This is a genomic window from Nonomuraea turcica, from assembly GCF_030718205.1.
Taxonomy (GTDB): domain Bacteria; phylum Actinomycetota; class Actinomycetes; order Streptosporangiales; family Streptosporangiaceae; genus Nonomuraea.
The window spans coordinates 335,728-360,881 of the sequence record NZ_JAUZQF010000004.1 but is presented as its reverse complement, the minus strand read 5'-3'; the positions used below and the strand labels follow the sequence as shown (position 1 = coordinate 360,881).

The window sequence follows — 25,154 nt, the reverse complement described above, 5'->3', positions numbered from 1 at the left end:
GCCCTGCGCGGGCCGGGCGCCGCGGTGGCGTTACGAAGACGCCGTGACCGACAGGATGCGGTCGTCGCCCTCCTGGGGCGAGCCTCGGCCGTCCTTGTTGCTGGTGCCAATCCACAAGGCGCCGCCGGGGGCGGTGGTGACGGCGCGGATGCGGCCGTACCGGTCGGTGAAGTGGGCGACCGGTTTGCCGGCCGAGCCGTCCTCGCCCAGCGGGACCTGCCACAGGCGGGCTCCTTGCAGCGCGCCGACCCAGAGGGAGCCGTTCGCGTACGCCATCCCGGACGGTGACGCCTCGTCGGTGGTCCAGGTGAGGATGGGGTTGACGAAGCGCTGGTCGTCCCCACGCCCCTCGACCTCGGGCCACCCATAATTGGCGCCCGGCTTGATCAGGTTGACCTCGTCGTAGGCGTTGGCGCCGAACTCGGAGGCGTACAGCCGCCCCTGCTCATCCCACGCCAGCCCCTGGACGTTGCGGTGACCGTAGCTGTAGACGAGCGTGCCGAACGGGTTGCCGGGGGCGGGCTTGCCGTCCACGGTCATGCGCAGGATCTTGCCGCCGAGCGAGTCGCGCTGCTGCGCCAGCTCGCCATCGCCGACCTCGCCTGTGGTGGCGTACAGGTAGCCGTCGGGGCCGAACGCGAGCCGGCCGCCGTTGTGGATGCCGCCCTTGGGGATGCCCTCGACGAGGAGTTGCCGCTCCCCGAGGCGGTTGCCGTCGAAGGCGTAGCGGACGATCCGGTTGTCCGTTGCCGCGGTGAAGTAAAGGAATATTTGCTGATCCTTGACGGCCACGCCCATCAGGCCGCCCTCGCCGTCCGGCCGCACCCCCTCGATCGTCCCCAGCTCCGTCACCTGCCCGGCCTGGCTGACCCGCAGCAGCCTGGCCGAGTCCCGCTCGGTCACGAGAGCGTCGCCGCTGGGCAGGAACGCCACCGCCCACGGCACGGAAAGGCCCGTCACCACGTCCTTCGGCTGGCCAGGGGCGGCGGCGTCACCCAAAGCGGCGGTCGGGAGCACCGCACCGCCTGTTCCGCCACCGCCGGAGCAGGCGGTGAGCGCGGCCACGACTAGGATCGTCCAGAGCTTCCTCATATCCCCCATACTTACCGGCGAGACATAAAGTTCTGCGCATGAAGACCTGGGTTCCCTCCGACGCGGTGGCCGAAGTTCTGTCCGATCTGCCGGGAGTCGAATGTGCCGTCTATGACGGCACGTCCTCGATGCCGCAAGGGATCGAGGAGGTGGAGGTCTGGATCCCGCCGCTCGTCACGGTGCCCGATGTGCCCGGCACGCTGGCCAGGATGAGCTCGCTGCGGCTGGTGCAGACCGTCACCGCGGGAGTGGAGCCGTACCGGCCGCACATGCCTGAGGGCGCGGTGCTGTGCAACGCCCGTGGCGTGCACGACGCGGGGACCGCGGAGTGGGCGGTCGGCGCGATGATCGCGGTGCTCAGGGAGTTTCCCGAGTTCGTGGACGCGCAGCGCAGGGGCGAGTGGACCTACCACCACACCGGCGTGCTGGCCGACTCGACCGTCCTGATCGTCGGCTACGGCTCCATCGGCGCCGCGCTCGAACGCCGCCTGGAGGGCTTCGAGGTCGAGATCGTACGGGTGGCCAGGAGCGCCCGGGAGGACGTGCACGGCATGGCCGAACTGCCCAGGCTGCTGCCCCAGGCGGACGTCGTGGTGCTGCTGGTCCCCGCCACGCCCGACACCGCCGGCATGGTGGACGCCACGTTCCTGGCCCGGATGAAGGACGGCGCCGTCCTCGTGAACGCCGCCAGAGGAGGTGTCGTCGACACCGACGCTCTGATCTTGGAACTCAAGAACGGCAGGCTGCGCGCCGCGCTGGACGTGACCGCGCCCGAGCCGCTGCCCGAGGGTCACCCTCTGTGGAGCGCGCCGGGCGTGCTGATCACCCCGCACGTCGCGGGCAGCACCCCCGCGTCGGGGCGCCGGATGCTCCGCCTGATCAAGGCCCAGCTCTCGCGTTATCTCGCGGGCGAGCAGTTGATCAACGTCATCACGGAGTCATACTGAGAGGATCCCGGAACGTGGCTGGTCCGTGACCTTCGGTGCGTACCGTTACGTTTGCGGGGAGTTCCTGACTGACTGTCAAGGAGCTTTTGGCGGCAATTGGTCTGTGTGGTTATCAGATCGGTGACGACATCGCCGTTGTCACTACCCGCGTGCCCGTGACCGCTCACACTGGCGAAAGTGATCGCCGGACTTCGGCGGTCACAGGTGCAGTGCTCGAGACGGGATGGGCAACGACTGTGATCCGCTGGCGTGATCCACGTGCGCCGCTGACCGCCGCGGTTGCGGCAGGCGCGGTGGTGCTCGCTGCCGCGTTCGTCAAGGACGAACAGGTCCTGATCGCCGGAGCGATCGCCGGAGGCCTCGCGGTGCTGGTCGCCGCCGCCTCCCTGCTGGCCCTCTCGCTGAGGTCGGCCGGCCACCGCCCGACGGCGATGGGGGCGCGCTGGATGGGCGGCGGCGCCGTCATCTGGGGCGCCGGCATGGCGCTGCGTCCGTTCTCCGAGAGCGTGGTCGCCGGGGTCGCCGACATGTTCGTGCTGGTAGGCGTTGTGGTCACCGCGGGCGGCGCACTGGTGGCCGCCGATCGCAAGCTCCCGGCCAAGACTGTTCTGCGGCATATCAGCGACGCCTACCTGTGCGCCGCTTCTCTCTTCCTCATCGGATGGGTGGTGCAGCTGCGCCACGTGTACGCGGCGGCCGATCCGCCGGCGTTCACGCTCGTCATGCTGCCGCCGATGGTGGCGTTGCTGGTGACGTGCGCCGTGATCCCGTCCGTGCTGACCAGCAGGTCCCCTTCCTGGCTGCTCGGCCTGGCGGGCACCGGGGTGCTCGCCACCATGACCGCGGCGGCCCTGGCCGCCGGGGTCGCGCGCCTGGACGGCGGCACGCCGCCGACCTGGACCGTCATGCTGGCGCCCGTGGCGCTCCTGCTGCTCGCCGCCGTCCCGTGGACGCCGCGGGTCAGAGAGGCGGGGGTGCCCGTCGCCAGGAACGTCGTGGCGATGGTCCCCCTGGCGCTGGTCGCCGTGGCGGCCTGCACGCTGCTGGCCCACTTGGCCGGGGCGCGTGCCGAGCAGCCCGTCACCGGCGTCGTGGTGGTCGCGGCCTCCGTGGTGCTGCTCCTGCTGGCGCGCCTGTTCGTGGCCTCGGCGGCCAACATGCGCCTGCGCGGGCTGGTCAGGCTCGGCGAGCGCCAGCTCAGAGAGCTGGCCGAGAGCTCGGGCGACGTGGTGTTCCTGTGCGACTACGAGGGCGTCCTCCGCGAGATCGGCCCCGGCGTCGAGGTCACCTACGGCTACCGCCCAGACGAGCTGGTCGGCGGGTCGATCTTCGACTACATCCACCCCGAGGACGTGCCCGGCATCCAGGTCGCCCTGCGTGCCATGCACCTCGACGAGGACAACGCCGCCCCTGGCTCCTGCCTGATCGCCTGCCGGGTACGCGCGGCCGACGGCACCTGGCGTCCCACCGAGTCGGTCGCCACCCGCCACGTCGGCGGCGACGAGCTCATGCTGGTCACCACCAGGGACGTCAGCGACGAGGAGGCCCTGCGCAACCAGGTCGCCCACCTGACCTTCCACGACGGCATCACCGGCCTGCCCAACCGCGCCTACTTCGAGGAGCGCACCCGCGAGGTGCTGACCGGGCGCGCCTCCGGGCACGTCGCGGTGATCTTCCTCGACCTCGACGGGTTCACCTCGGTCAACGACTCGGTGGGGCACGCCAGCGGCGACTACCTGCTCGGGCAGGCGGCCCGGCGGTTGCGTGGCGCCGTGCGCGTCGACGACACGCTCGCCCGGTGGGGCGGCGATGAGTTCGCGGTGCTGGTGGAGACCGGCGGCGAGGCGCAGGTCGCGGTGGACCTGGCCGAGCGGCTCGTCCGGGCGGTTTCCCAGGAGCCGTTCCGGGTGGCCGACCGGGACGTGGCGCTGACCGCGAGCGTGGGCGTGGCGTTCACCGAGGACGACACACCGGCCGGTGATCTCCTGCGTAACGCGGATGTCGCCATGGCGCGCTCCAAAGAGCTGGGCGGGCGGCGGGTGGAGGTGTTCGCCGCGCACATGCACGCGGACGTCGTACGCCGCCTGGAGCTGGCCGCCGATCTGCAGCGGGCGTTGATCGAGCAGCAGTTCGCGATCGAATACCAGCCCGTGGTCGACCTCGCCACGTCGCGGGTGACCGCGGTCGAGGCGCTCGTACGCTGGTGGCGCGGGTCGGTGTTCGTGCCGCCCGAGCAGTTCCTGGGGCCGGCCGAGGACACCGGACTGATCGTGCCGCTGAGCGAGTGGATCCTGCGCGAGGCGTGCAGGGAGGTCGCCGCCTGGCGGGCCTCGTCGTGGGACATCGGGTTGTCGCTCAACCTGTCGGCCCGTCAGATCACCGCGCCCCGCTTCGTCGAGACGGTCGAGGAGGCGCTGGCCGAGAGCGGCCTGCCGGCCTCCGCCCTCACCCTCGAGGTGATCGAGGAGATGCTCGTCGAGGACGCCGAGGAGACGATCAGGCGGCTGTCGGAGCTGCGTGCGCTCGGGGTGCGGCTGGCGATCGACGACTTCGGCACCGGCTACGCCTCGCTGGCGTTCCTCAGGCAACTGCCGGTCGACATGATCAAGATCGATCCGTCGTTCGTGGCGGGGCTCGGCAGGGACGACACGCTGACGCTGCTCACGCGGACGATCGTGCGGCTCGGCCACGATCTCGGGCTGACTGTGGTGGCTGAGGGAATCGAGCGTCCAGAACAGCTGGAGCTGCTGCGGAAAATGGGCTGCACCAGCGGCCAGGGCTTCCTCGTGGCCCGCCCCATGGCGGCGCGCGGGGTCGACTCTCTGATGCGGACGAGTCTCACGGTTTGAGACTTGTGTCCACGAAGTTGGCATCAGGGCGTTCGAAGCGGCTATCGTGGACGACATGCTTCGCAGTGAGATTCTCGTAGTACTTCGCCGGCGCGCAGGCCGTTAGCGAAGCACCGCGACCTGCGCGCCGCCCCAGACCCACCGCCCCCGGTGGGAAGGGGCATTTTTTATGTCCTAAGCGAGTAGCCACGCAAGGAACGAGCCGATGACCGAACGCATGACAGGTGCACAAGCCCTGGTGAGGGCGTTGGAGCACGTGGGAGTCGACACCGTGTTCGGGATCCCTGGCGGCGCCATCCTGCCCGCCTACGATCCTCTCTACGACTCGACCAAGGTCCGGCACGTGCTTGTACGGCACGAGCAGGGCGCAGGCCACGCGGCCGAGGGTTATGCGCAGGCCACCGGCAAGGTCGGGGTGTGCATGGCGACCAGCGGTCCCGGCGCCACCAACCTGGTGACGCCGATCGCGGACGCCTACATGGACTCGGTGCCGATCGTGGCGATCACCGGGCAGGTGGCCAGCGGCGCGATCGGCACGGACGCCTTCCAGGAAGCGGACATCTCCGGCATCACGATGCCGATCACCAAGCACAACTTCCTGGTCACCGATCCCGCGGACATCCCGCGCACGATCGCGGAGGCGTTCCACATCGCCTCGACCGGCCGTCCCGGGCCGGTGCTGGTGGACATTTCCAAGGACGCGTTGCAGGCCGAGACCACCTTCTCCTGGCCGCCGGTGATGCAGCTGCCGGGCTACCGCCCGGTCACGCGGCCGCACTCCAAGCAGATCCGCGAGGCGGCCAAGCTGATCGCCGAGTCCAGGCGGCCGGTCCTGTACGTCGGCGGCGGCGTGCACAAGGCCCGCGCCTCGGCCGAGCTGCTGCAGCTGGCCGAGCTGACGAACATCCCGGTCATCACCACCCTGATGGCGCGCGGCACGTTCCCCGACAGCCACCCGCAGCACATGGGCATGCCCGGCATGCACGGCAGCGTGTCGGCCGTCGGCGCGCTGCAGCAGTCCGACCTGCTCATCGGCCTGGGGGTGCGCTTCGACGACCGGGTGACCGGCCACCTGCCGTCGTTCGCGCCGCATGCGAAGGTCGTGCACGCCGACATCGACCCGGCCGAGATCTCCAAGAACCGCCACGCCGACGTGCCGATCGTGGGCGACTGCAAGGAGGTCATCACCGACCTCATCGCCGCGATCCAGGCGTCCGGCCAGAAGGGCGACTACGCCGACTGGTGGACGCTGCTCAACGGCTACAAGCAGACCTACCCGCTGGGCTACGAGGAGTTCGAGGACGGCTCGCTGGCCCCTCAGTACGTGATGCAGCGGCTGAGCGCGATCGCCGGACCGGACACCTACTACGTGGCCGGGGTCGGCCAGCACCAGATGTGGGCCTCTCAGTTCATCGACTACGAGAACCCGGGCACGTTCATCAACTCCGGCGGCCTCGGCACCATGGGCTTCGCCGTGCCGGCCGCGATGGGCGCCAAGATGGGCCGCCCGGACGCCACGGTGTGGGCCATCGACGGCGACGGCTGTTTCCAGATGACCAACCAGGAGCTGGCCACCTGCGCGCTGGAGGGCGTCCCGGTCAAGATCGCCGTCATCAACAACGGTAATCTCGGCATGGTCCGCCAGTGGCAGACGCTCTTCTACGACCAGCGATACTCCAATACGGACCTGCAGACGACGCGCCGGATCCCGGACTTCGTGAAGCTCGCCGAGGCCTATGGTTGTGTGGGTCTGCGGTGCGAGCGTCCCGAGGACGTGGACGCCGTCATCAAGAAGGCCATGGAGATCAACGACGTGCCCGTCGTGGTCGACTTCGTCGTCCACCAGGACGCGATGGTCTGGCCCATGGTCGCGGCAGGCACCAGCAACGACGACATCAAGATCGCCCGCGACATGGCGCCGAAGTGGGAGAACGAGGATGAGTAGGCACACTCTGTCGGTGCTTGTCGAGAACAAGCCGGGCGTGCTGGCGCGCGTGTCGGCGCTGTTCAGCCGGCGAGGCTTCAACATCGACTCGCTGGCCGTCGGGCCGACCGAGCACGACGACATCTCGCGCATGACGATCGTCGTCAGCGTCGAGGACCTGCCGCTCGAGCAGGTCACCAAGCAGCTCAACAAGCTGGTGAACGTGCTCAAGATCGTCGAGCTCGACCCGTCGCAGTCGGTGCAGCGCGAGCTGATGCTGATCAAGGTCAAGGCCGACGCCGAGAGCCGCTCGCACGTGCTGGAGCTCGTCCAGCTCTTCCGCGCCCGCTGCGTCGACGTGGCGGCCGACGCCGTGACCATCGAGGTCACCGGCACTCCCGACAAGCTCGACGCGTTCATCAAGGTCCTCGAGCCGTTCGGGATCAAAGAACTCGTCCAATCGGGCATGGTGGCCATCGGCCGCGGCGCCCGTTCCATCACTGACCGGTCCCTCAGGGCACTGGACCGTACCGCCTGAAAGGTTTTGAGCAAGTGACCGAGATTTACTACGACGACCAGGCCGACCTGTCGATCATCCAGGGACGCCACGTGGCCGTGCTGGGGTACGGCAGCCAGGGCCACGCCCACGCGCTTTCGCTGCGCGACTCCGGCGTGGACGTGCGGGTCGGCCTGCCCGAGGGCTCCAAGAGCCGCGAGAAGGCGGAGAACGACGGCCTGCGGGTCGTCACGCCGGCGGAGGCCGTCGAGGAGGCCAACGTCACGATGATCCTCGCGCCGGACCACATCCAGCGCCACCTGTACGCCGAGCACGTCGCCCCCAACCTCGTCGAGGGCGACGCCCTGTTCTTCGGCCACGGCCTGAACATCCGCTACGGCCTCATCGAGGCGCCCGAGGGCGTGGACGTGTGCATGGTCGCCCCGAAGGGCCCCGGGCACCTCGTCCGCCGCCAGTTCGAGGCCGGGCGCGGCGTGCCGTGCCTCGTGGCCGTCGAGAAGGACGCCTCCGGCAAGGCGCTGGACCTGGCGCTGTCGTACGCCAAGGGCATCGGCGGCACCCGCGCCGGCGCGCTGCGCACCACGTTCAAGGAGGAGACGGAGACCGACCTGTTCGGCGAGCAGGCCGTGCTCTGCGGCGGCGTGTCCGAGCTCATCAAGGCGGGCTTCGACACGCTGATCGAGGCCGGCTACCAGCCGGAGGTCGCCTACTTCGAGTGCCTGCACGAGATGAAGCTCATCGTCGACCTGATGTACGAGGGCGGCATCTCCAAGATGTACTGGTCGGTCTCCGACACGGCCGAGTACGGCGGCTACACCCGCGGCCCGCGCGTGATCGGCGACGAGGCCCGGCAGGAGATGCGCCGCATCCTGGGCGAGATCCAGGACGGGTCGTTCGCGCGGGAGCTCGTCGAGGAGTTCGACAGCGGCCAGAAGAAGTTCTCGCAATACCGCGAGGAGCTGGCCGAGGACCCGATCGAGAAGACGGGCGCCAAGCTGCGCCCGATGATGAGCTGGCTGAAGGCCTAGTTCACCGGGCGATCCGGGTGGGCGTTCGCGCGCCCACCCGGCGCCCGATCGGCGTACGTGGCCAGCATCAAGGTCCGGATGGGCGCGAGAAGGCGGTACCGGCGTCCGGCCGGCGTCTCTTCCGAGAGCACCAGCCCGCGATCGACGAGGGCGGCCAGGGCGTTGAGTGGCTGAGCGGTCAGGCTCTCGAGGCTGAACTGCCGACCCAGCGCAGCCGCCTGGAGCAGCAGGGTCTGCTCGGGCTCCGTCAGCTCGTCCCACGCCGCGTCGAGGCTCTTCGCGAACGGAGCCGTCGCGTCCATCAGCGAGCTCAGGTCTGACGCGGCCAGCGTGGCGAGCGGGAGGGCGCGCAGCAACGAGGCGAGGAACTCCACGACGGCCGGGATGCCGTCCGCTTGGCCACAGAGGCTGCGTACGTACGACTGGTCGTCGGAGGAGAAGGACAGTCCGGGCACGGCCTGCGTCGCGCGAAGCCGGAACAGTTTCTCGCACGACGCCTTGTCCAGCGGCCGGGTCACCCAAGTGGCCTCGCCGGACAGCCCGAGCGGCCGATTGGCCGCAATGAGGACCGCGGTCGAGTCGTTGCCGGCGAGAAACGGTTGTGTCAGCTGCGCTACCAGATCGAGCCGGTCGTCGCAGCCGTCGATCGCGAGGAGCGTGGCGCCGGCGTCGGCGTGCTTGGCCACGATCCGCCTGGCCGCGTCGTCGCCGGCGAAATCGCTCAGCCGCACGTACCGGCCACCGGGGTGAGTGAGCGCGATCTCCGCCGTCAGCCTGGTCTTGCCGACGCCCGGTGGCCCGATGACCGTCACCAGCCGATGTTCGGCCAGCAGCGCGCCTATCTGTTCGCACTCGATCGCCCGGCCCAGCAGCCGGGTGCGCGGGCGCGACTGTCTGCGGCCGAGGGAATCCGTGTGGGCCTGCTGGAGCTGGGTTCCGGGGCCGATGCCGAGTTCGGTGGCCAGCCGCCTCCTGATGGTGTCGAACACCTGGATGGCCGAGCCCTGCTGGCCGAGCGTGGTCAGACCCGTCATCAATATGGCGTGCGCCGCCTCGTCCAGGGACTCGGAGTGGCAGAGTGGCTGGATGAGCTTGATCGCCAGGGCGGGGCGTCCCTCGTCGAGCGCGACCTGCGCGGAGCGCCGGATCACGGCGTCGCGCTCGGTGAGGAGCACCTTGACGAGGCGGGTGTCGACGCGCCTGGCGGGCACGTTGGTGAAGGGGCGGCCACGCCAGAGTCCGAGGGCCTGGGACAGTGATTGGAACGTGGCATCGCTTCTGGCCGCCTCCCGGCGGAACAGGCCGAGATCGGAGGCGCTCTCGCCGAGGTCGAGGTAGTAGCCGTTGGCGTCGGTGACGATCTGGAGGTCGGTATCGGACTCGCGAAGCCAGGCGCGTAAGCGGCAGGCGGCGAGATAGAGAGCCCCCTTGGGGTCGCGCGGCGGATCGTGCCGCCAGACGACGTCGATCAGCGCCTGAGCGGCGATGGGCGTCGAGGCGGAGGCGAGCAGGCCGAGCAGCGCCCGCAGGACCGGCGCGGGTGGGGCATGGAGGGCGCCGTCTCTGACCAGCCCGACTGGACCGAGCACCCCAACGACGACGTTGCGCAACCGTCACCTCCCCGATCTTGACGACGATCATACGGATCGGTCGATCTTTGCGGTAGGGGCCCTTTCCGGAATCCTTCCGGAGCCTTTCCGCGCACCATATGTGGTCGATCATCCGATTTTTCCGCGCGGAATCCTCTTGATCGTTGATTGATCTGGCTTGATCGTCGGTCCCATGCGCTCGCTATCGCTCGCTGCTTCGGTGGCCCTGGCCGCCTCCGTCCTGCTGACGGCCTCTCCCGCCAACGCGGCAACCCCACAAGGTGTCTGCGGGTCCGGCTACTCCGTCGTCGACTCGCTGCCCATCTCCACCGGGAAGCTCTGGGCCACGGTGTACCTGCTGTACAACAGCGGCAACGGCTACAACTGCGTGGTCACGATGAAGAAGACCGACCTCTCCGTGGCCACGTTCACCGAGGCGCGGCTGCAGGTCAGCGGATCGTCCACGATTCACCGAAACAACGGCTATTTCTACGAGTACGCGGGTCCGGTCCGGGCCTACGCCCGAGGCAAGTGCGTCCAGTTCGGCGGCACGGCCTCCGACCGGGGAGGGCAGAGGTTCTCGAGCCTGAGCCCGTGGGGCCACTGCGGATGAGCACCAACCACACAGAGGAGCGATGAGGTGAAAGATCGTACGCCGGACGGCCGCACCCTCGTGGTCGACGGAAATTCGCTGCCCTTCCTTAACTCCTGGGCCTACGTCTTCTGGATGCACGGTCCCGACGGCGCCTTCCGCGCCCAGGTCGTGCCCGCCGGCTCGGCGGAGATCCTGGGCAAGCAGCTCGGCGACTGGCCGCGCTACAAGGTTCGCGAGATCGCCCACAACGGCGGAAGGATCCTCTCACTCGAGGACGCTTCCATCGGCGGGACCACGTTCGTATGGGTGGGCCCGCAGCACGAGATCGCCACCTACATCGGCGGGACGAACGTCCCCCTGGAGATCTTCATGGACTGGCTCGCCCAGTTCGACATCCAGGACTCGCCCACCGGCCTGACCATGCTTCCCCGTCCGGGATCGCGGGTGCGATATGGGCGGATGCTCGCGTTCAACACGATCGACCAGGTGTGCTCCGTGCAGATCAAGCCGAAGGGCGATGTCACGGACGCACTGCCGCGCAGTACGGGCAAGCGCGTGCGCGGTGGGTCGATGTGGCGCTCCGACGAGTACGACGAGCAAGGAAACCTGAAGGTGCGCTCGGCCATCGTGGTCAACGACACCACCGCCACGACGATCGTGGCCGCCAAGCCGGACGACCCGGCGTTCGTCGGCGTGGTCGAATCGGTGAGCTGCGGGCTGAGCTGATGCAGAACATCATGAACACCATCGCGGTCCTGGCCCTGCTTGGCACCGTGATCTCGCTCTTCGCCCTGTCCGCGCTCCTCAAGATGGTGCGCGATCTGCAGAACGAGGTCCGCGGCATGGCTTCGGTCGCGCCCGTTCCGACCATGCAAAGGTCGGTGCCCCGCTTCGCCTCGGCCGACGGGCTGCCGACCTTCGTGCTGGTGGTGCGGGAAGAGTGTTACCTCTGCGCCGAGCGGGCGCAGCGGCTGGCGCTCGCCCCCGGCTCCGCCGTGCAGGGGCACTTGGTCCTGCTCGCCGCGACTCCGGGATGCGCCGACTGGGTGGCGAGCACGGACGTGACGGCGATCATCGACGCCGACCTGCTCGGTACAGTCGCGGTCGGTGCCACGCCATCGCTGGTGAAGTACGCCGCCGACGGCACGGAGGAGTGGCGGCGAGCGGTCGGCTCCGACGAAGACCTGGACACCTACCTCGGCGTGTCCGCACAAGAACCCATCGAAGTGAGGTGAGCTGGATGACCGACGTCGCACGTTACTGGGATGGCGTCCCGTCAGTGGACGATGAGCCTGCCAAGCGGGCCGGGCTCGGCACGCTCGTCCCGTCGCGCAGGACGATGATGAAGTCCATCGTGGCGCTGGGCGGCGCCCTCGCCCTCAACGTCGTCAGCGCGCTCCCGCCGGTCCGGCCGAAGAGCGCGAGCGCGGCAGTGGGCACCGAGCATCTCAACTGCGCCGGCTACAACAACTATTCCGGTTACAACAACAACACCAAAGCCTGCGTCGGCTTCCCCTACAGCAGGAGTTACTGCGGCTCCGACGGCTGGTTCATCAGGTCGAGCGGCACCTGCTACAACAGCTACCCGATCTCCATCTGCGGTGAGGGCAGCTACAGCAACAGGAACGCGTGGCGCTGGACCCACAGCGGCACGCCGTACCGGTGCGCCGACGGCAAGGTCGCGACCTGCGGTGGTACCAGCACCTACATCTGCTCCTGGTCGAATCCCTGATGAAGCGCGCGCTCCAGGCGTCCCCGATCGCGCTCGGCCTGGCGGTTTGCGCGATCGCCCTGGCGGCGAGCCACCTCACGTGGAGCCTCTCGCTCGACGTGCTGGCGTGGACCCTGCTCGGGGTCACCGCCGGGTACTCGCTGTCCGGGTCGGTTTGAAGCCTCAACTCAGCGGATCTGCTGACCTCGTCGGTCTGGCGAGGCAAGCTGGGCGCGTTCGTCATCGGGCTGATGCTCGGCGCGCTGGTCTCCGGTCTCGTCGTGGGGATCGTCGGCGGTCTGGCCGCCGTGCTGCCCCTGACGGTGCGCCTCTGGGTGCTCGTTCCGGTCGCTGCTGTGATCCTGGCCTTCGAACTGGCCGGGAGGCCGCTCTCGTTGCCGCAGAACCGGCGGCTCGTGCCGCAGGAGGTCGTCAACCACGGTAGCTTCGACGGTCCTCTGCAGTTCGGCTTCGAGATGGGCACCGGTGTGCGGACCTTCACCCCGACCGCCCTGCCTCACCTGCTGGTCCTGGTCACCGTCCTCGTGGGCGGGATCGGTCAGGGGCTGCTGGTCGGGATCGGCTTCGGGCTGGGGCGCGCCCTCATGCCGACCGCTCGCGCGCTGAGCGACGATCCCCGGCAATGGGACAACGCAATGTTGCGCTCGATCGTGTGGGTGGGTCGCCTGTGCGCGGTCGGCTTCCTGTTGTCGCTGCTCATTGTGGTGATGTGACAGTGGCCGTGCTCAACGCTCTGTGTGCCGGGCTGGCGCTGGCGGGTGCGATGCTGCTGCTCTACGCCTCGCTGCGCCGCCTGACCGGCGGCGGGAGCCTGACTCGTACGGTCGCCGCGCACGGCATCCTGCCGCCCGCGTCGGCCCGGCTCGCCGAGCCCATCGAGCTGGTCGTGGGCCTGTCCATGTGCGTTTCGTGGCTTGCGGGATGGCTGCCGCCCTTCCTGGCCGGGGCGGTCTGGTACGCGTTCCTGGCCGGATATCTGGCGCTGGTGCTCCGCAAGAAGGGCAGGGTGCCGTGCGGCTGCCTGGATGAGGAGAGCCCGGTGACGCCGGCGAAGATCGGGCGGGCCGCCGTGATCGCGGTGGCGTGCGTCGCCGTGGCCGGGAGCGCACCGCCTCCCGACCTAGGGCTGCGGCTGGTCCACCTGCCGGTGGCACTCTTCGTCGCGGCGCTCCTGGTCCTTCTCGATCGAGTGCTGGCTCTTCGCGAAGCACATCCATAAAGGTCCACCGCGTAGCGGCGGCCCGCCGCTACGCGGTGCGGCCCGGCTCGGCGACAGCATGCTGATCGCTTTCAAGGGCGGGCCGGTCGATGTGATCGGCGTGGTAGAGGCCCTCGGTCAGGAGGCGGCGTACGTGCTCGTCCGCCGCGCTGTAATACACGAACGTCCCCTCGCGCCGACCCTTGACCAGCCCGGCCAGGCGAAGCTTGGCCAGGTGCTGGCTGACGGCGGTGGGGGCGGCGTCGGCGAGCTCGGCCAGGCAGGCGACGGACGACTCGCCCTGTAGCAGCGCCCACAGGATCTTGATGCGGGTCGGGTCGGAGAGCAGCCGGAACGACTCCGCCGCCAGGTGCACCTGTTCCTCGTTCGGCATGTCGAAGTCGGGCAGCGACGTGTGCATGCCGCCAGCATAGCCGCCGACCCCCTTATTTGCGTACCTGCGTGAATGCGCATGTACGATGCCACGGTGACTACAGAGCTGAGAACGCGCCCTGCTGAGGTCGCGCCGCCGGCCGGGGCCGTGACGTGGTGGCGGACCGGGGCGGGATCGTTGCCCGAGGTCCGCTGGGCGGTGGCCGCCACCGCGCTGTTCGCGGCCGGAGGCGCCGCGCACCTGGCCGGGGCGCCGTCGTGGAGCTGGTGGGCGCTCTATCTCGCCTGCTACGCCGCCGGAGGCTGGGAGCCCGGGCTGGCCGGACTGCGGGCGCTGCGGGACAAGACGCTGGACGTCGATCTGCTGATGGTGGTGGCGGCGATCGGGGCCGCCGCGATCGGGCAGGTCTTCGACGGCGCGCTGCTCATCGTCATCTTCGCCACCTCCGGCGCGCTGGAGGCCGTCGCCACCAAACGCACCGAGGACTCGGTACGCGGGCTCCTGAACCTGGCCCCCGAGCAGGCCACCCGCGTGACGGAGACCGGCGCCGAGGAGCTCGTCGACACCGCCGGCCTGCAGATCGGCGAGATCATCCTGGTGCGCCCGGGAGAGCGGATCGGCGCCGACGGCGAGGTCGTGGCCGGCGCCAGTGACGTCGACCAGGCCACCATCACCGGCGAGAGCCTGCCGGTGGACAAGCGACCCGGCGACGAGGTGTTCGCCGGCACCCTCAACGGCGTGGGCGTCCTGCGGGTACGGGTGACGCGGCCGGCGGCGGGGACGGTGATCGCCCGGATCGTGGCCATGGTGGAGCAGGCCGGCGCCACGAAAGCACGGGCTCAGCTGTTCATCGAGAAGGTCGAGCAGCGCTACTCCGTCGCCATGGTCGCCGCGACCATCGCGTTGTTCACCGTGCCGCTGTTGTGGGGCGTGCCGCTCCAGGAGAGCCTGCTGCGGGCGATGACCTTCATGATCGTGGCCTCGCCCTGCGCCGTGGTGCTGGCGACCATGCCGCCGCTGCTGGCCGCCATCGCCACCGCGGGGCGCAACGGCGTGCTGGTCAAGTCCGCCGTGGTCATGGAGCAGCTGGCCGCGGTCACCCAGGTCGCCTTCGACAAGACCGGCACGCTGACCGAGGGGCGGCCGTACCTGGCCGAGGTCCGCGTACTGTCCGGCACGCGAGAGGGCGTCCTCGCGCTGGCCGCGGCGGCGGAGGAGGGCTCGGAGCACCCGCTCGGCCGCGCCGTCGTCCAGGCGGCTCGCGAGGCGGGTCTGGCCTGGCCCGCGGCGGAGTCGTTCGAGGCGGTGCCGGGGACCGGCGTACGGGCGCGCGTCGACGGGAAGCTGGTCGAGATCGGCAGCCCTGCCGCGCTCCTGCCGCCTGCCCCTCCTGGGAACCGGCAGTGCAGCGAGGTGGCCGGCGAGCTGGAGGACGGCCTTGGCGGGTGGAGCTCGGTGGTCGGTGAGCTGGAGGACGGCCTTGGCGGGTGGAGCTCGGTGGTCGGTGAGCTGGAGGACGGTGGGCACAGTGCCGTGGTGATGCGTGTGGACGGTGTGCCCGTCGCCGTGCTGGCCCTCGCCGACCGCACGCGGCCCGGCGCGGGCGCCGCCGTCGCCCACCTGAAGGCCGTGACCGAGGCCCCGCCGGTGCTGCTGACCGGCGACAACCCGCGCGCGGCCGGCCGGGTGGCCGCCCACGTCGGGATCGGCGACGTGTACGCCGGCCTGCTCCCCGAGCACAAGGTGACCGCGGTGCGTGAGCTCCAGGAACAGGGCGCACGGGTGGCGCTCGTGGGCGACGGCGTCAACGACGCCCCCGCGCTGGCCTCGGCCCACACCGGCATCGCAATGGGCCGGGCCGGCGCCGATCTCGCCCTGGACACGGCCGACGCGGTCATCACGCGGGACGAGCTGGCCGCCGTACCGGCCGTGCTCTCCCTGGCCCGGCGCGCCCGCCGCCTGGTCATCGCCAACCTCGCCATTGCGGGGACCTTCATCGCCGTGCTGGTGGGCTGGGACCTGTTCGGTGAGCTGCCGCTGCCGCTCGGCGTGGCCGGGCACGAGGGCTCCACCGTCATCGTCGGCCTCAACGGCCTGCGCCTGCTTCGCGACGCGGCCTGGCGCCGCGCTGCGACGGCGGGCCTCAGGTGATCGAGACGAGGTGGCCGTAGGCGATGGTGTTGTTCCGATAGTGGCCGCTCGTGCGGTCGAAGTCGCCGCCGCAGGTGATCAGCCGGATGGCCGGGTACGCCACGTCGCCGTAGACGCGCTGGGTGGGGAAGGCGTCCTTGCGTACCGACTCCAGGGCGTCGAGCTGGAACGTGGCGACCTTGCCGTCGGCACGCGTCACCCGTACGCGATCGCCCGGGCGCAGATCGCCGAGCCGGTAGAAGACGGCGGGGCCGTCGGCGGTGTCCACGTGGCCGACGATCACGGTGGGGCCGGCGGTTCCCGGGGCCGCGCCCCGCTCGTACCAGCCCGTCTGCTCGGCCTTCGACAGGGGCGGGACCTCCAGCGTGCCGTCGGAGCCGAGGCCCAGTTTCATGACCTTCGCCCGTACGCCGATCCCGGGGATCTCCACGTGCACCGGGGGCGAGGCCGGGACCCGCGGAGCCGCGGCCACCGGAACGGTGGCGGCGGTGGCGGGCGCGGGAGCCGGGACGGCGGGCGCCGCGGACCGGGGCCACGACGACATCGCGATCAGAGCGGCGGCGCCGAGCCCGGCGGCGAGGGCGGGCAGCACGACGCCACGGCGGGCACAAGGTTTGGACAAAGGGCACCTAGCCCGGATCAAGAGGGAGGCAAGCGGCATTCGTGAGATGCAACTGTATACGAGCCGATAGGGCCTCTTGAGGTGCTAAAGCAGGGTAAATGGTGTGGTAGATTGCCTTTTGCTAGCTGACCTGGGCATTTGCTCCATCAGGCGATAGCTCCGTCTCATCACCCCACTTCGCCTGAAAGCGCCCACGTGACCCCTCAGCGGGCCGTCGCGCGACCGCGACCGACGTCGCACCGTGACGATGGCAAGACAAGTCTGCCCTGGACGCCGATCGACCGGATGCGTGTCACGGCGCTGATCCCCGCCCACAACGAGGCCGAGCAGATCGCCGAGAGCATCGACTCGCTGCGCTTGCAGACCCGGCCGCCGGATCGCGTCATCGTGATCGCCGACAACTGCTTCGACGCCACCGCCCACATCGCCCGTGGTCGTGGCGCCGAGGTGTACGAGAGCGTGGGCAACGCGCACAAGAAGGCAGGCGCGCTCAACCAGGTGCTCGACCGGCTGCTGCACTTCCTCGGTCCGGACGACGCGATCCTCGTCATGGACGCCGACTCGGCGCTGGACCGGGACTTCGTCCAGGCCGGGCTCGAATACCTGAGCGGTGGCCGCTACGCCGCCGTCGGCGGCACCTTCACCGGTAAGGACGGCGGCGGATTCGTCGGCACGCTCCAGCGCAACGAGTACGTCCGCTACGCTCGCGACGTCCGCCGACTCCAGGGCAAGGCGCTCGTGCTGACCGGGACCGCCACCCTCTTCCGTGCGCTCACGTTGCAACAGGTCGTCGCCGCGCGGCGCGCCGGTCGCCTGCCCGGCGCGGGCCACGTGTACGACGTGCGCGTCCTCACCGAGGACAACGAGCTGACGCTGGCCATCCTTCACCTGCGCCTGCGCATCCTGGCGCCCAGGGAATGCACGCTGACCACCGAGGTCATGCCCACCTGGCGCGAGCTGTTCCGCCAGCGGTTGCGCTGGAAGCGCGGCGCGCTGGAGAACCTGACCGACTACGGGTGGACGAAGGTGACCCGGCCCTACTGGGGACGGCAGGTGCTCTCGCTCATCGGTGTCGTGGTCGTCTTCCTCTACCTGGGGACCGTTGTGTGGTCCATCGCGGTGACGGGTGGCCTGCTGATCCAGCCCGTGTGGGCCGCCATCACCGTGGTCTTCATGGTCGAACGCGTCGTGACCGTACGCGCCCGCGGTCCCCGGCAGATGCTCCTGGCCGGATTGCTGTTCGTGGAGATGGTCTTCGACGTGTTCCTGCAGATCGTCCAGGCGAAGGCCTTTTGGGAGGCGGCCTGGCACAGAGAAAGGAAATGGTGAGCATGTACAACAATGTGCCGATCGGGGGTGTGGCGGCCGGTTTCGGGGGTCTCGTGTCCGCTCCATTCGCCGGGTTCAACGCGATCTGGATCGGGCTGGCGATCTTCACGGTCGTCTCCGCGGGTCTCGCCGTCAAGCGGATCATTCCCAAGCGCGAGTCCTGAAGCCCTTGAGCGCCTCTCTCCCCGAGGGGCGCTCACTCGTATCGGGTTGAGCCGCGTTCGGGCGGGCGACGCGATGTACGAAGATGACCACACCGTCGCAGGCGGCGCACGTCATGCGGGCCGCCGTAGAGGTGACCGGACGGCTCACACGTGCGTTGCAGGCGCCGGGGATCAACCTGTGGCACGCGAGCGTCCGATCGCGTCACTGCGCGGACTGGCGGAAGAAATCCGCGACAACGCCTAGCAATATCGCTTTGCTCGAACAAGTTGACTAACGATCTTAGATGCACAAGATTGTTCGCGTCCCTCTGGACCGTCCCAAGGAAAACGCAGATGAAGCGAACAATCGTCGGTGCCGCCGTGGTAGCGGGCCTGGCCTTAGCGGCCGCCCCCGCGCAGGCAGCGCCCAAGATCGACCCGGTGAAGGTGCTCAAGGCCGAGCTGGCGCCAGGCAAGGCCGTCAATGTGCTGGCCACGGCGAAGGTGACGTACTCGCCGGGCCAGGTCGCCACGTCCGAGCTCGATGGCACGATCGGGTTCGGCACGCGTGGCGTGGTCGCCTCCGATGTGGCCCACACCCTGCGCTACAGCGCGGATTTGCTGCGCAGGATGATGAAGGCGGAGCCGGAGGAGACCGAGGCGCTGCAGCAGTCGTCCACCAGGATGATCTCGGCTGGGGACGTGAGCTACGTCTCCGGGCCGGTGGTGGAGACGGCGTTGCGGCGGGCCGACGCGAGCTGGGTGCGCTATGGAGCGGTGGGGGCGCCGGCCAGCAATCTGCTGATCGAGGTGTTGGAGCCGGCCACGCTCAAGACGCTGCTGGCCGAGCGCACCTCCGCGCGTGACGGGGTGGTGAAGGGGTCGATCACGACCAAGAAGCTCGCCTCGGTGTCCGACGCTTTTGCCGAGCGGTTCGGGACGCCCTCGAAGAAGGGCCGGGTCGGCAAGATCTCCTACACGATCCGGGTCGGTGGCGACGGCCTGGTCGAGCGGGTGTCCGCCAAGGGCGTGCTGCCTGTGGGCGACAAGGGCTCGGTGCAGGTCGAGTCGGAGACCAGGTTCATGGACTGGGGGCGTCAGGTCACCGTTCTGCTTCCTCTGCAGGGGGACGTGATCGACCAGAGTGAAGTCAAGGATGAGGTTCCCGCCGGTGTTCCGGGGGTCTGGAACTAGATAGCTCCCGGTCATGGTGGGCAGGTGCGTACGCCATGACCACAAGCACCATGGCACCGGTCGCGCACAGGACGATCGACGTCGACGGGATCGAGATCTTCTACCGCGCGGCCGGGCCGCCGGACGCGCCGGTTTTCCTGCTGCCGCACGGTTACCCCTGCTCTTCGTACGAATTCCGCAACCTCTTGCCCGCACTCGGCGACCGCTGGCGGCTGATCGCACCCGACCTGCCGGGCTTCGGCTACAGCGGAACGCCCGACCGCACCGCCTTCTCCTACACCTTCGACGGCTACGCCGACTTCCTGGACCGTTTCACGCGGACCATGGGACTGTCCCGATACGCCATCTACCTGCATGACTACGGCTCCCAGTTCGGGCTCCGCCTGGCCATGCGCGCCCCCGAGCGGGTCACCGCGCTCGTCATCCAGAACGGCGACATCTATGAGGACGAGCTGGGGCCGAAGTATGGGTGGCTGAAGGAGTTCTGGGCGCGCCCGACGCCGGAGGGCCGGGCGAAGCTGGCCGCCAACGTCACGGAAGACGGCTTCCGTGACGAGTTCGCCGGCGAGCTGCCCGAGCACCTGGCCGTCCGGGTGAGCCCGGACCTGTGGAAACTGCACTGGGCGCTGATGGACACGCCGCAGCGTCGCGAGAACGTCGTCGGGCTCTTCGAAGACCAGGCGACCACGATCGGATGGTTCCCGAAACAGCAGGCGTACCTGCGTGAGCACCGTCCCCCGACGTTGATCGTGTGGGGCCCGCACGACGGCTACATGCCCGAGGGCGCCGCGAGGGCGTACCTGCGCGACCTGCCGGACGCCGAGCTGCATGTGCTCGACGCCGGCCACTGGGCGCTGGAGACCAACCTCGGCGAGATCCTCCCCCTCATCCGCGACTTCCTGGTCCGCGTCCTCACGTGACCAGGCCGCGCCAGTCGAACGGCACGTCCGGCGTGCGGCCCACGACCCGGCCACGCGTATCTCGCCGGCGAGGCACGCACGATCCAGGCCGTCCGCGGCCACCTCGTCAACGAGCGCGGCTGGTCGCCCAGGGATGTGCGGACGAAGCCCTTCTGGACCCCGGGCAGGCGAGGACTCGACTGAATGGACACGGCCACGGTCTGGCGATAATAATACCGGTATAGTTATCGCCGGATAAGGGGAGGGGCCGTGATCGAGCTGAAGAGTGCGGGGGAGATCGCCGCGATGCGTGAGGCGGGGCGGGTGGTCGCGGCCGTCCATGCCGCGGTGCGGGAGCAGGCCGCCGTCGGGGTGTCGCTGGCGCGGCTCGACGAGGTGGCGCGGACGGTCATCGAGGAGGCGCGGGCGGGGGCGTCGTTCCTGGGGTACCACCCGGCGTTCGGCGCCACCCCGTACCCGGGCGTGATCTGCACCTCCGTTAACGGGGTCATGCTGCACGGCCTGCCGACGCCGTACCGGCTGCGCGACGGCGACCTGCTCAGCGTGGACTGCGGCGCGTACGTGGACGGGTGGCACGCCGACGGCACGGTGAGTTTCACGGTCGGCCGGCCGCACGCGGAGGACCTGAAGCTGATCAAGGTGGCCGAGGAGACGCTCGCCGCCGGCATCGAGGCGGCCGTGCCCGGCGGCAGGATGGGCGACATCGGCCACGCCATGTCCATGGTCGGTCGCGGCGCCGGCTACGGCATGCAGAACGACTTCGGCGGCCACGGCATCGGGCGGGCCATGCACGAGTCGCCGTTCGTGCCCAACGAGGCCCGCGGGGGACGGGGCCTGCTGCTGCGACCCGGCCTGGTGATCGCGATCGAGCCGAGCCTGATGGCCGGGGGCGGCGACGACTACTACATGGCCGATGACGGCTGGTCGGTGTGCTCGGCGGACGGCAGCAGGAGTGTGCATGTTGAGCACACGGTCGCCGTCACCGCCGACGGTCCGGTGGTTCTCACCCTGCCCTAGCGATCGGAGGTCATCCGGCGGTCATGAAAGCGGGGGATCTTCCTCATTCGAGCGCATGTATGCGCCAAGAAGGATGATCTTTGGCACCTCTTCCCCTAGCTGGGGTATTTTCGCAGGTCAAGACAGGAATGCGGGTGGTTTGTTGAACGAGGACGTCGGGCAGATCTTCTCGCGATGGCTACGGAGAGTAGTCGAGAGGTATCAAGGAGATTCGACCATGTATAGACAAGGGCTCGTCCTGCTCGGTCTCGCCGGCGGGATGGTCATGTTCGGCGGCTCCGCGCTGGCTGCGACACCCGCCGTCACCGTCGAGTCGGTCCAGGCAAACATCCTGCCTGACCTGGACGGCGCCGGACTCGACACCAACGGGAACGGGGAGAGGCTGTCCTACATCGGCGACCGGAACAACTTCGGTACCTACAACGCGCTCGTCGGGCTGGACCTCTTGAACGATCTCGGGGGTATCCTGCCCATCAACATCCTGAGCCGCTGACCTAACCGCGTACGAAGGGGGCCGCCCGTTGGGGCTTGGCCCCCTTCGCCGTGCTCAGGGCTCATACCCGGGATCGTCGGACCGGACCCCAAGCGGTGAGGTGGACGTGCGGGCCCGGCCGCGGTCCTGTGTGCGGGGGGAGGCGCGGCCGGGCCCGCTGGAAGGGGAGCGCTGTGGGCGTGCGGTGGGAAACCGGCTAGGGGTGTGGCCGGTGAAAGCCCTGCGCTCCCGTGGCTCTCAGGGGGTTCCGAAGTCCTGGGTCCAGGTCGGGCCCTTGGTGTTGTGCCCGACGCCGATGTGGGTGAAGGCACAGTTCATGATGTTGGCCCGGTGTCCGGGGCTGTTGAGCCAGGCCCGGACCACCGCTGCGGCGGTGGGCTGGCCCTTGGCGATGTTCTCGCCCGCCCTGGTGAAGGCGAAGCCCGCCGCCCTGATGCGCCGGTCGAACGTGCGGCCGTCGCGCGAGTCGTGGTCGAAGTAGTTGTTGGCGGCCATGTCCGCCGAGTGGCGTTCGGCGGCCAGGTGGAGCTTGCGGTCGTGGATCAGCGGGCGGCAGCCGTTCTTGGCGCGAGCGTCGTTGGTGAGCTTGACGACCGCGGTCTCGGCCGAGGCGAAACTCCGGCTCGCGGCCGGGCGCCCGCACGACAGCTTCACGGAGCCGGACGTGTCGACCCGGCCCTGCGCGTCGAGCGCGACGACGTAGTAACGGCGGGCGGTGGCGGTGCAGGTGGCGCCGGCGGTGATCCGGCCGTTGCCGATGATCTGGGAGCCGCTCTTGACGATGCGGTCGGGGCCGGTGACGGCCACCGTGATGCGTACCCGGAGGCGGGCCTGGTCGGCGCAGCCGGTCCGGACGGCCGTGCCCCGCACCTTGCCCTTGGAGACGACCGGTTTGACCGCGACGACCCGGCATGCCTGCTGGGTGGCCTGGGGTTGAGCGGCCGCCGCGCGAGCTTCGGCGGGTCCAGGGAAGCTCAATGCCGCCAGACTCCCGGCACAGGCCAAGGCCTGGAGCGGTCTGCGCATTTTGTCCTCCGACTACGGGCTCGACATTGCGTCGAATCCGCATTCTGGTCCTCCTAAGTCCGCCATGTCCCGAAAAGCCATGGCATACCTGGAGCTCCAAGTAGCCGAATCGTGATCAGATGCCGTGCTGAGCCCGGTAAACCATCGCGGCCCCCTGGGCGTCGGGGGCTGCGACGGGCGGCTAGCAGTGTGCGGGCTTCAGCCACGAGCACTCGAGGTCGCCTGCCGGGGCGTCACCCGCCGAGCGCAGCTGGGCCGTGGCGTTGACCGGGTTGGCGCGGGAGAACTGGGCGAGCCGGATCGCGATCTTGTCCTCGATGTCCTTCGGCGAGCCCGACAGGTACTGGTTCAGCATGATCGAGAAGATCAGCGGCTCGCCGTCGGCGCTCGTGACGTACCCGGACAACGACGTCACCCCGGTCAGCGAGCCGGTTTTGGCGTGGACGTTGTTCGCGGCCGGCGTGTTACGCATCCGGCTGCGCAGCGTGCCGCCCACGAAGCGGTCGGCGTTGCCGGCGATGGGGAGCGACTCGTACCAGGTGGGGAACCACGGCTTGCCGCGTACGGCGGTCAGCAGCTGCGCGATCGAGCCGGGCGAGAACCCATCGCGGCGCGACAATCCGGAGCCGTCCCGCATGTTGATCACCTGGACGCCGTTCGCCTTGGCGAAGTCGGTGCTGACCTTGAGCCCGGCCGACCACGTGCCCTGGCCGGCGACCTTGCGGCCCATGGCCTTGGTGAGGATCTCGGCGTGGATGTTGTTGCTGAGCTTCATGAACGGCACCAGCAGCTCGCCCAGCGTCATCGACTCGTGCGCGGCCAGCTCCGTCGCCCCTTGCGGGGTCGCCGCGGCCACGGTCGGGCCGAGGACCTTGACGCCGTGCTTGGCCAGCGACTTGCGGAACAGAGAGGAGACGTACGCGGTGGGGTCGTCCACGGCCACCCACTCCTGGTACGGGGTCGCCACCGTGCCGGTGATCACGACCGTCCGGGTGCCGTGCTGCCGCTCGATGAGCACGTCGGTCCGCGTGCCCACGGTGGCCTTGTTGACGATCTTCAGATAGTCGGTCTCCGGCGTCGTGGTCACCTTGACCTGGTCGCCGTCGGCGGCCACGGCCACGACCACCGAGCCCGCGTCGTAGTCCCGGTCCGGTGAGGCGGTCAGTGCGGAGATGGGCGCCGCGTAGTAGGCGGTCTCGTCGTCCCACGACCAGTCGTTGCCGAGCCGCTGGGAGTCGAACCACGTGTCGTCGGCCACCAGCTTGCCGGTGACGACCTTGATGCCCTCCGCCGCGACCTTCGCGGCCAGCGCGTCGTAGTCCTCGGCCAGCATCGTCGGGTCACCGGTGCCGCGCAGCACCAGGTCGCCGGTCAGGAGCGAGCCGGCTCTGCGGCCGGTGTTCAGCACGGAGGTGGAGAAGCGGTAATCGAGACCGAGCGTCTCCGCCGCCGCGGCCGCGGTGAAGAGCTTGGTGTTGGACGCGGGGATGAGCAGCTTGCCGGCGTCGGTGGAGTAGAGCTCCTCGCCGGTCGCGGCGCTCTTGACCACGACGCCCGCTCTGGCGATCGTGAGCCGGGAGTCGCTGAGGATCTGGTTGATGTCCTGGGCCAGGTCGGCCACTCCGGCCGAGGGGTCGACGGCGACGGCGGGTGAGGTGGGGCTGGACGCCCACGCGAGGGCGGCGACGAGCGCGCCCGCGACGAGGGATGCTGAGGTGCGCCGCATGGGGTCTCCAAAGGGCTGAGGGATCGCTCAGATCATGAACCAGCCCCGCCATCCTGCAATCCGCAAATATCCGTATTTCCGCCCCAGTCGCCGTCCCTCAGGCGGATGGCTGTCCGGAGGTCAGGAGGAATCCGCAGTCGCCGAAGGAGATCTCATCGCCGGACCTGACCCGGGCAGGCCCCACGAGCCGCCACCCGTTCAGCCGCGTGCCGTTGAGCGATCCCAGGTCGACGAGCATCCACCCGCCATCGTCATCCCGCCGCAGCTCGGCGTGGACCCGGGACACCGTCAGGTCGGACAACACGAGATCGCACGCCGACCCCCGCCCCACCACATAACGCAGCCGGTCGTCGTCGGGCAGTGCCAGCCGGGGCAGGCGCGGCCGTCGCCAGGCGGACTGCAGCTTGGTGGTGAACTCGGAAACAGAGGCCACCGCGTCGGTCAGCCGCTGCCTGATCGTCGGGCGCTTCGGTAAGTCGGCGACCAGCTCGTCGAGCTCCCACCTGTTGCGGGCCCGCAGCACTTGGTCCACGCGCCCCACGAAGGTGTCATGGGAGATCCGGCCCTCTACGGCGCGGTGCTTGAGCTCGTCGATCGCACGGTCACGTTCCCCGTCGGATGCGCGAAAGGGCGGATGGGTCGAGCTCATGTAGCGAGTATCGGCCCGA

At 69.4% G+C, this 25,154-nt stretch carries 26 protein-coding genes and 1 pseudogene; 20 read left to right on the top strand and 7 right to left on the bottom strand.

Annotated elements, in window-relative coordinates; all coding sequences use genetic code 11:
• Positions 1 to 30: 30 nt before the first annotated feature.
• Complete coding sequence (locus Q9G87_RS13630) at positions 31 to 1,092, bottom strand: PQQ-dependent sugar dehydrogenase (RefSeq protein WP_305916670.1); 1,062 nt, start codon at positions 1,090 to 1,092, stop codon at positions 31 to 33.
• 38 nt (positions 1,093 to 1,130) lie between these two features.
• Here Q9G87_RS13630 and Q9G87_RS13625 point away from each other — a divergent pair, with 38 nt between their 5' ends.
• From Q9G87_RS13625 to ilvC, 5 genes are all read left to right on the top strand, one after another.
• Positions 1,131 to 2,039: a 2-hydroxyacid dehydrogenase gene (locus Q9G87_RS13625; protein ID WP_305916669.1), complete on the top strand. Its 909-nt coding sequence runs from the start codon at positions 1,131 to 1,133 to the stop codon at positions 2,037 to 2,039.
• Between the two features lie 236 nt (positions 2,040 to 2,275).
• The gene (locus Q9G87_RS13620; protein WP_305916668.1) at positions 2,276 to 4,888 is read left to right on the top strand and encodes a putative bifunctional diguanylate cyclase/phosphodiesterase; all 2,613 of its coding nucleotides are present in this window, start codon (positions 2,276 to 2,278) and stop codon (positions 4,886 to 4,888) included.
• Positions 4,889 to 5,093: 205 nt separating this feature from the next.
• Positions 5,094 to 6,833 carry an acetolactate synthase large subunit gene (locus Q9G87_RS13615; protein WP_305916667.1) on the top strand — a complete coding sequence of 580 codons (1,740 nt, stop codon included), beginning with the start codon at positions 5,094 to 5,096 and terminating at the stop codon, positions 6,831 to 6,833.
• A complete protein-coding gene (gene ilvN, locus Q9G87_RS13610) occupies positions 6,826 to 7,350 on the top strand; it encodes an acetolactate synthase small subunit (protein ID WP_127936086.1) in 525 nt (174 codons plus the stop codon). The genes Q9G87_RS13615 and ilvN overlap by 8 nt, the downstream gene beginning before the upstream one ends.
• Positions 7,351 to 7,373: 23 nt before the next feature.
• Positions 7,374 to 8,357: a ketol-acid reductoisomerase gene (gene ilvC / locus Q9G87_RS13605; protein ID WP_305916815.1), complete on the top strand. Its 984-nt coding sequence runs from the start codon at positions 7,374 to 7,376 to the stop codon at positions 8,355 to 8,357.
• Here ilvC and Q9G87_RS13600 read toward each other — a convergent pair.
• On the bottom strand, positions 8,354 to 9,967 hold the full coding sequence (locus tag Q9G87_RS13600; RefSeq protein WP_305916666.1) for an AfsR/SARP family transcriptional regulator: 1,614 nt from the start codon (positions 9,965 to 9,967) through the stop codon (positions 8,354 to 8,356). The genes ilvC and Q9G87_RS13600 overlap by 4 nt on opposite strands.
• Before the next feature lie 172 nt (positions 9,968 to 10,139).
• Between Q9G87_RS13600 and Q9G87_RS13595 the strand changes: the two genes are divergently transcribed.
• The 7 genes from Q9G87_RS13595 (at position 10,140) to Q9G87_RS13565 (ending at position 13,492) form a co-directional block, all read left to right on the top strand.
• Positions 10,140 to 10,559, top strand: coding sequence for a spore-associated protein A (locus Q9G87_RS13595; protein ID WP_305916665.1), 420 nt, complete (start codon positions 10,140 to 10,142; stop codon positions 10,557 to 10,559).
• Positions 10,560 to 10,586: 27 nt separating this feature from the next.
• On the top strand, positions 10,587 to 11,267 hold the full coding sequence (locus Q9G87_RS13590; protein WP_305916664.1) for a hypothetical protein: 681 nt from the start codon (positions 10,587 to 10,589) through the stop codon (positions 11,265 to 11,267).
• Positions 11,268 to 11,278: 11 nt separating this feature from the next.
• Positions 11,279 to 11,776, top strand: a complete 498-nt coding sequence (locus Q9G87_RS13585) for a hypothetical protein (RefSeq protein WP_305916663.1) — start codon at positions 11,279 to 11,281, stop codon at positions 11,774 to 11,776.
• A gap of 5 nt (positions 11,777 to 11,781) precedes the next feature.
• Positions 11,782 to 12,273 (top strand): hypothetical protein, encoded by a 492-nt coding sequence (locus Q9G87_RS13580; RefSeq protein ID WP_305916662.1) that lies wholly within the window; start codon positions 11,782 to 11,784, stop codon positions 12,271 to 12,273.
• Positions 12,273 to 12,431 (top strand): hypothetical protein, encoded by a 159-nt coding sequence (locus tag Q9G87_RS13575; RefSeq protein WP_305916661.1) that lies wholly within the window; start codon positions 12,273 to 12,275, stop codon positions 12,429 to 12,431. The genes Q9G87_RS13580 and Q9G87_RS13575 overlap by 1 nt, the downstream gene beginning before the upstream one ends.
• Before the next feature lie 72 nt (positions 12,432 to 12,503).
• Complete coding sequence (locus Q9G87_RS13570) at positions 12,504 to 12,986, top strand: hypothetical protein (protein ID WP_305916660.1); 483 nt, start codon at positions 12,504 to 12,506, stop codon at positions 12,984 to 12,986.
• Entirely contained in the window at positions 12,983 to 13,492 is a 510-nt protein-coding gene (locus tag Q9G87_RS13565; protein WP_305916659.1) for a MauE/DoxX family redox-associated membrane protein, read from the top strand. The genes Q9G87_RS13570 and Q9G87_RS13565 overlap by 4 nt, the downstream gene beginning before the upstream one ends.
• 28 nt (positions 13,493 to 13,520) lie before the next feature.
• Here the strand turns inward: Q9G87_RS13565 and Q9G87_RS13560 are convergent, their stop codons facing one another.
• Positions 13,521 to 13,892 (bottom strand): ArsR/SmtB family transcription factor, encoded by a 372-nt coding sequence (locus tag Q9G87_RS13560; RefSeq protein ID WP_305916658.1) that lies wholly within the window; start codon positions 13,890 to 13,892, stop codon positions 13,521 to 13,523.
• A 51-nt stretch (positions 13,893 to 13,943) separates the two neighbouring features.
• Here Q9G87_RS13560 and Q9G87_RS13555 point away from each other — a divergent pair, with 51 nt between their 5' ends.
• On the top strand, positions 13,944 to 16,016 hold the full coding sequence (locus Q9G87_RS13555; protein ID WP_371825771.1) for a heavy metal translocating P-type ATPase: 2,073 nt from the start codon (positions 13,944 to 13,946) through the stop codon (positions 16,014 to 16,016).
• Here Q9G87_RS13555 and Q9G87_RS13550 read toward each other — a convergent pair.
• Complete coding sequence (locus tag Q9G87_RS13550; RefSeq protein ID WP_305916657.1) at positions 16,009 to 16,638, bottom strand: class F sortase; 630 nt, start codon at positions 16,636 to 16,638, stop codon at positions 16,009 to 16,011. The genes Q9G87_RS13555 and Q9G87_RS13550 overlap by 8 nt on opposite strands.
• Before the next feature lie 285 nt (positions 16,639 to 16,923).
• Between Q9G87_RS13550 and Q9G87_RS13545 the strand changes: the two genes are divergently transcribed.
• The 7 genes and pseudogenes from Q9G87_RS13545 (at position 16,924) to Q9G87_RS13515 (ending at position 21,734) form a co-directional block, all read left to right on the top strand.
• Positions 16,924 to 17,967: a glycosyltransferase family 2 protein gene (locus Q9G87_RS13545; RefSeq protein WP_305916656.1), complete on the top strand. Its 1,044-nt coding sequence runs from the start codon at positions 16,924 to 16,926 to the stop codon at positions 17,965 to 17,967.
• 2 nt (positions 17,968 to 17,969) lie between these two features.
• Entirely contained in the window at positions 17,970 to 18,131 is a 162-nt protein-coding gene (locus Q9G87_RS13540) for a hypothetical protein (RefSeq protein ID WP_305916655.1), read from the top strand.
• 333 nt (positions 18,132 to 18,464) lie between these two features.
• Positions 18,465 to 19,304 carry a hypothetical protein gene (locus tag Q9G87_RS13535; RefSeq protein ID WP_305916654.1) on the top strand — a complete coding sequence of 280 codons (840 nt, stop codon included), beginning with the start codon at positions 18,465 to 18,467 and terminating at the stop codon, positions 19,302 to 19,304.
• A 35-nt stretch (positions 19,305 to 19,339) separates the two neighbouring features.
• Positions 19,340 to 20,224 (top strand): alpha/beta fold hydrolase, encoded by an 885-nt coding sequence (locus Q9G87_RS13530; RefSeq protein WP_305916653.1) that lies wholly within the window; start codon positions 19,340 to 19,342, stop codon positions 20,222 to 20,224.
• A gap of 51 nt (positions 20,225 to 20,275) precedes the next feature.
• A pseudogene (locus Q9G87_RS13525) lies at positions 20,276 to 20,407 on the top strand (SIP domain-containing protein); the annotation flags it as partial.
• 66 nt (positions 20,408 to 20,473) lie between these two features.
• The gene (gene map / locus Q9G87_RS13520; protein ID WP_305916652.1) at positions 20,474 to 21,241 is read left to right on the top strand and encodes a type I methionyl aminopeptidase; all 768 of its coding nucleotides are present in this window, start codon (positions 20,474 to 20,476) and stop codon (positions 21,239 to 21,241) included.
• Between the two features lie 217 nt (positions 21,242 to 21,458).
• Positions 21,459 to 21,734 (top strand): hypothetical protein, encoded by a 276-nt coding sequence (locus tag Q9G87_RS13515; RefSeq protein ID WP_305916651.1) that lies wholly within the window; start codon positions 21,459 to 21,461, stop codon positions 21,732 to 21,734.
• 237 nt (positions 21,735 to 21,971) lie between these two features.
• On the opposite strand, the gene Q9G87_RS13510 is transcribed toward Q9G87_RS13515, so the two are convergent.
• The 3 genes from Q9G87_RS13510 to Q9G87_RS13500 form a co-directional block, all read right to left on the bottom strand.
• Positions 21,972 to 22,760, bottom strand: coding sequence for a CAP domain-containing protein (locus tag Q9G87_RS13510; RefSeq protein WP_305916650.1), 789 nt, complete (start codon positions 22,758 to 22,760; stop codon positions 21,972 to 21,974).
• A gap of 181 nt (positions 22,761 to 22,941) precedes the next feature.
• Complete coding sequence (dacB, locus tag Q9G87_RS13505) at positions 22,942 to 24,486, bottom strand: D-alanyl-D-alanine carboxypeptidase/D-alanyl-D-alanine endopeptidase (protein WP_305916649.1); 1,545 nt, start codon at positions 24,484 to 24,486, stop codon at positions 22,942 to 22,944.
• A 97-nt stretch (positions 24,487 to 24,583) separates the two neighbouring features.
• On the bottom strand, positions 24,584 to 25,135 hold the full coding sequence (locus Q9G87_RS13500) for a DUF1707 and FHA domain-containing protein (RefSeq protein WP_305916648.1): 552 nt from the start codon (positions 25,133 to 25,135) through the stop codon (positions 24,584 to 24,586).
• Positions 25,136 to 25,154 lie beyond the last annotated feature (19 nt).

Coding starts and splice junctions, on each gene's coding strand:
- Q9G87_RS13515 (WP_305916651.1), top strand. CDS start 21,459: ATGTATAGACAAGGGCTCGTCCTGCTCGGTCTCGCCGGCGGGATGGTC.
- Q9G87_RS13530 (WP_305916653.1), top strand. CDS start 19,340: ATGACCACAAGCACCATGGCACCGGTCGCGCACAGGACGATCGACGTC.
- Q9G87_RS13615 (WP_305916667.1), top strand. CDS start 5,094: ATGACCGAACGCATGACAGGTGCACAAGCCCTGGTGAGGGCGTTGGAG.
- ilvN (WP_127936086.1), top strand. CDS start 6,826: ATGAGTAGGCACACTCTGTCGGTGCTTGTCGAGAACAAGCCGGGCGTG.
- Q9G87_RS13535 (WP_305916654.1), top strand. CDS start 18,465: ATGAAGCGAACAATCGTCGGTGCCGCCGTGGTAGCGGGCCTGGCCTTA.
- Q9G87_RS13510 (WP_305916650.1), bottom strand. CDS start 22,760: ATGCGCAGACCGCTCCAGGCCTTGGCCTGTGCCGGGAGTCTGGCGGCA.
- Q9G87_RS13560 (WP_305916658.1), bottom strand. CDS start 13,892: ATGCACACGTCGCTGCCCGACTTCGACATGCCGAACGAGGAACAGGTG.
- Q9G87_RS13570 (WP_305916660.1), top strand. CDS start 12,504: ATGCTCGGCGCGCTGGTCTCCGGTCTCGTCGTGGGGATCGTCGGCGGT.
- Q9G87_RS13555 (WP_371825771.1), top strand. CDS start 13,944: ATGTACGATGCCACGGTGACTACAGAGCTGAGAACGCGCCCTGCTGAG.
- Q9G87_RS13630 (WP_305916670.1), bottom strand. CDS start 1,092: ATGAGGAAGCTCTGGACGATCCTAGTCGTGGCCGCGCTCACCGCCTGC.
- Q9G87_RS13575 (WP_305916661.1), top strand. CDS start 12,273: ATGAAGCGCGCGCTCCAGGCGTCCCCGATCGCGCTCGGCCTGGCGGTT.
- Q9G87_RS13625 (WP_305916669.1), top strand. CDS start 1,131: ATGAAGACCTGGGTTCCCTCCGACGCGGTGGCCGAAGTTCTGTCCGAT.
- dacB (WP_305916649.1), bottom strand. CDS start 24,486: ATGCGGCGCACCTCAGCATCCCTCGTCGCGGGCGCGCTCGTCGCCGCC.
- Q9G87_RS13545 (WP_305916656.1), top strand. CDS start 16,924: ATGCGTGTCACGGCGCTGATCCCCGCCCACAACGAGGCCGAGCAGATC.
- Q9G87_RS13500 (WP_305916648.1), bottom strand. CDS start 25,135: ATGAGCTCGACCCATCCGCCCTTTCGCGCATCCGACGGGGAACGTGAC.
- Q9G87_RS13580 (WP_305916662.1), top strand. CDS start 11,782: ATGACCGACGTCGCACGTTACTGGGATGGCGTCCCGTCAGTGGACGAT.
- Q9G87_RS13595 (WP_305916665.1), top strand. CDS start 10,140: ATGCGCTCGCTATCGCTCGCTGCTTCGGTGGCCCTGGCCGCCTCCGTC.
- Q9G87_RS13540 (WP_305916655.1), top strand. CDS start 17,970: ATGTACAACAATGTGCCGATCGGGGGTGTGGCGGCCGGTTTCGGGGGT.
- Q9G87_RS13585 (WP_305916663.1), top strand. CDS start 11,279: ATGAACACCATCGCGGTCCTGGCCCTGCTTGGCACCGTGATCTCGCTC.